The organism is Aminobacter sp. P4_H6_2 (assembly GCF_056400805.1).
Genome location: NZ_JBFUKO010000584.1, coordinates 1 through 3,375, shown reverse-complemented (window position 1 = coordinate 3,375; position 3,375 = coordinate 1). Strand labels below are relative to the sequence as shown.

Sequence of the window (3,375 nt, the reverse complement as noted above, 5' to 3'; positions counted from 1 at the left end):
AGCCAGCGATAATTCCTTGCCAAATGGACAAGTCGAGCCGAAATCCTGTGGCTACGATCACCATGACCGGGCCGGCCGCCGTCGCGGCGGTGACAAGGCTGCTGCGCCACAAGGCCGTACAAACATCTGCCCAGCTCATGGAAATCCGGCGGCAGACGATGTGCAGCGAAACGAAGGCTTGAAACGGGATCGCCAGCATCAGGCTCCACGCGACAGCATGAAGGCTTATGAAACTGGCGATGGCAACGATCGCAGCAGAGATGGGAAAGACGATGAGAGCCCGGCGAAAGATGTCACTGACGGCACCGGTCGAGACAAGCACGGGATAGTTCAGCTCGAAGCTGAAGCTGAACAAAGTGGCGATCGCCATGATCTGAACCAGGGGAACCACGGCCAGCCATTGGTGGCCGAGCAGAATGTCGACCACCGGATAGGCAAGCAAGGCGATGGTGATGAGGGCCGGCCATTGCAAGGCGGTCACCAATTCGAGCGCCTTGAGGTAGGGCCCCTTCAGGCTGCGGCCTTGTCTCGCCTCGGTCGCGAACGCCGGTAGGATCACTGGCATCGCCCCTCCGAGGATCAGCTTGTCCGGCAACTGGCAGATCATGGCGCTCCGGCTCAGCAGGCCGGCGGCGTCAGGCGAAATCATCCGGCCGAGCAGCAGGTAGGGCAGCGCCTCATATGTCCTGAGCAGCACGACGGTGGCGCCGTTGTATCCGCCGAAGGCGATCATATCGCGCCAATGGCGGAATGATGGCTTGAACATCCAGAAGTGCGGGCAAAACGAGAGGGCAAGCAGGCCCATGACGCTGGCGGAAGCCAGCCACGCCCAGGCAAAGCTCATATAGCTGAAGCCCAGAAGCGCCAGCGTGATGGTCGCCACGGCACTGGTTGCCGTTCCGGCTATGTTGATGGTCACAACCTTTCCGAAACCCATGTCGCGGCGCAATAGCGTCGACACCTGCATCGAGATCAATTCCAGGAAGAGGCTGGCCGAGATCACACGAAGGTAGGGAACCAGTTTTTCTTCGCCATAGGCCGATGCCAGATGTGGAGCGGCAAGGGCAAGTGCGGTGCTGACTGCAATGGTCAGGATCAGCATCACCGTGAATGCGCCGCGGATTTCTTCCGGTGACAGTTCGCCCCGTTGAATAAGGAAGCTGCCGCTGGCGAACTCCCTGACCGACATGACAATGCCGACGATCGCCATGCCGATCACCGATACGCCGATTTCGCTTGGCGAAAGGATGCGGGAGACGATGGCAACCGTTACGAAGTTAGCGACGAGGGCAAAGTAGCGGTCGCCAGTGCTCAGCAGAAGCGCGCGCTGTATTCCTGACATCAGGCCTAGATCTCCCGACCGCGAACGGGAAGCTCAAATTGGTGACAATTCGGCTCCTGAACAGTTTTGCTCGGAAAGGCGCTAGCTTGTCATGCCGGCCAAAGGGGTGGGTTTAGCCGTCAAAAGGCGTAAAGCCCCCGGTTGCTCCCCCAATACGGTCGGGTTGCGGAGCAGTCTGCTGAATGTAGCATGGCAAGCGGACAACGAGAGCAAGACTGCTGTGTACAGGTCCTTGGCAATCGGAATTGTGTCTCTCCTGGCGACATCAGGTGTCGCCTCGGCCGACCTCCTGTGGGGTGTCAACGGCCATCCCTTGAATGCATATCCCGGCGTCAGCATCGAGCGCCAGCTCAACTACCTGAAGGACCTCGGGATGAAGTCCTACCGCGTCAACATTTCAGGCTTGGAGGCAGCGGACGATCTCGCTGCATTGGTGAGCGCTGGAAAGCAACGCGGAATAGAAATCCTGCCGGTCATCACCCCCGGTCATATTGATCTCGACAAGGACAGCGCGAGCGAACTCTATGAAAAGGCACGGACCCTGGCGCTCGGCCTCGGCTCCCGGTTCAAGGCCGACATCCGGGTCTGGGAGCTGGGCAACGAAATGGAGAATTACGCCATCATCAAGCCTTGTGAAAAGCGCGACGATGGCAGCCAGTATCCCTGCTTTTGGGGTGCCGCGGGCGGTGTCGACGCCCGGGACTATTATGGTCCCCGATGGGTGAAAGTGAGTGCGGTCCTGAAGGGACTTTCGGTTGGAATGACTGAAGCAGACCCCACCATCCGCAAGGCGATGGGCACGGCCGGTTGGGGGCATACCGGTGCGTTCGAGCGTATGCAGCAAGACGGCATCAAATGGGACATCACCGTCTGGCACATGTACGGGGACGACCCCGAATGGGCCTTTGGGAAGCTTGCCCGCTACAATCTGCCCATCTGGGTCACCGAGTTCAACAATCCCTATGGCAGTCAGCGCGGCGACAAGCTGCAAGCCGATGGCCTGAAGCGAACCATGGTCCGGCTGCGGGAATTGCAGGGCAAATACCGGATTGAGGCGGCCCATATCTACGAGCTTTTAGACGAGACCTATTGGGCCCCGGATTTCGAGGCTTACATGGGATTGGTGCGCCTGAATGGCAGTGCCGAGAGCGGCTGGAAGGTGGGCGAAGCCAAACCGAGCTATAATGTGGTGAGAGAGCTAATCCGCGGAATCCGCCCACCATTTCTGCCAGGCCGAGTTTGCGATCTTCAGTCAGTCCAGGCTGCCAACCCCATTCCTGTCCGGCAAGTGCGCTTCGGATATTGCCTGATGCTGGGCCGAGGTAATGGTGGGGCCGAGCTGGAGCAGTGGGCCGGCGAACTCGAAAATGGCAAAGCCAGCTATGTGGACATGATGATGTCCATACTCCGCTCCGACGAATTCAACGACCGCTACGAGACGCTTGCCATGTCGGACCGCGCTTATGTCGGGTTTCTCTATCAATTGCTCGTAGGACGCCAGGGCGATACCTACGGTGTGGATAGCTACGTTCAGCAACTGCAGACCGGTCTGATGACCCGCGAAGGCATAGCGCTGGGCATGATGATGTCGAGCGAATTCGCCGACAAATATGCCGCCCAATTGGGCGGGAATCGTGATGCACGCGCCACAGGCACCCAGCCTCCCGGCTAGCGAATTCAACCTCCGGGCGAAGGAGAGGCACATGACGCGTGCGGCACAGTTGAGGCCAAGCGGTTGGCTGTACCTATTCAATTGCCTGTTTCTCACCCTTTGTCTGTCGGTGGCGATGAGCTTGTCAGCGCATGCCTGTGAAATTCCCGCGTCCGACGCGGCCTTTCCGCTTCAGGTCCAGCCCGGCAAGCGCTACCTCGTCGACGCCCATGGCCAACCCTTTTTTATGCAAGGTGACTCGCCTTGGTCATTGATCACTCAACTGACCAAGGAGGACGCTGACCTTTATCTCCGCGATCGCAAGGCCCGCGGGTTCAATACGCTGCTCGTGAACCTGCTTGAGCACCGCTTTGCCGAGAAT

The 3,375-nt window shown here is 59.1% G+C and carries 3 protein-coding genes; 2 read left to right on the top strand and 1 reads right to left on the bottom strand.

Annotation, left to right across the window (positions count from 1 at the left end):
- Positions 1–1,342 (bottom strand): oligosaccharide flippase family protein (locus AC1DUU_RS26955; RefSeq protein ID WP_476786420.1); only part of this gene is annotated, 1,342 nt, incomplete at its 3' end.
- Positions 1,343–1,589: 247 nt separating this feature from the next.
- Here AC1DUU_RS26955 and AC1DUU_RS26950 point away from each other — a divergent pair.
- Both AC1DUU_RS26950 and AC1DUU_RS26945 read left to right on the top strand, forming a co-directional pair.
- The gene (locus AC1DUU_RS26950; protein ID WP_476786419.1) at positions 1,590–3,014 is read left to right on the top strand and encodes a DUF4214 domain-containing protein; all 1,425 of its coding nucleotides are present in this window, start codon (positions 1,590–1,592) and stop codon (positions 3,012–3,014) included.
- Between the two features lie 31 nt (positions 3,015–3,045).
- Positions 3,046–3,375: apiosidase-like domain-containing protein (locus AC1DUU_RS26945; RefSeq protein WP_476786418.1), on the top strand; the 330-nt coding region annotated here is incomplete at its 3' end.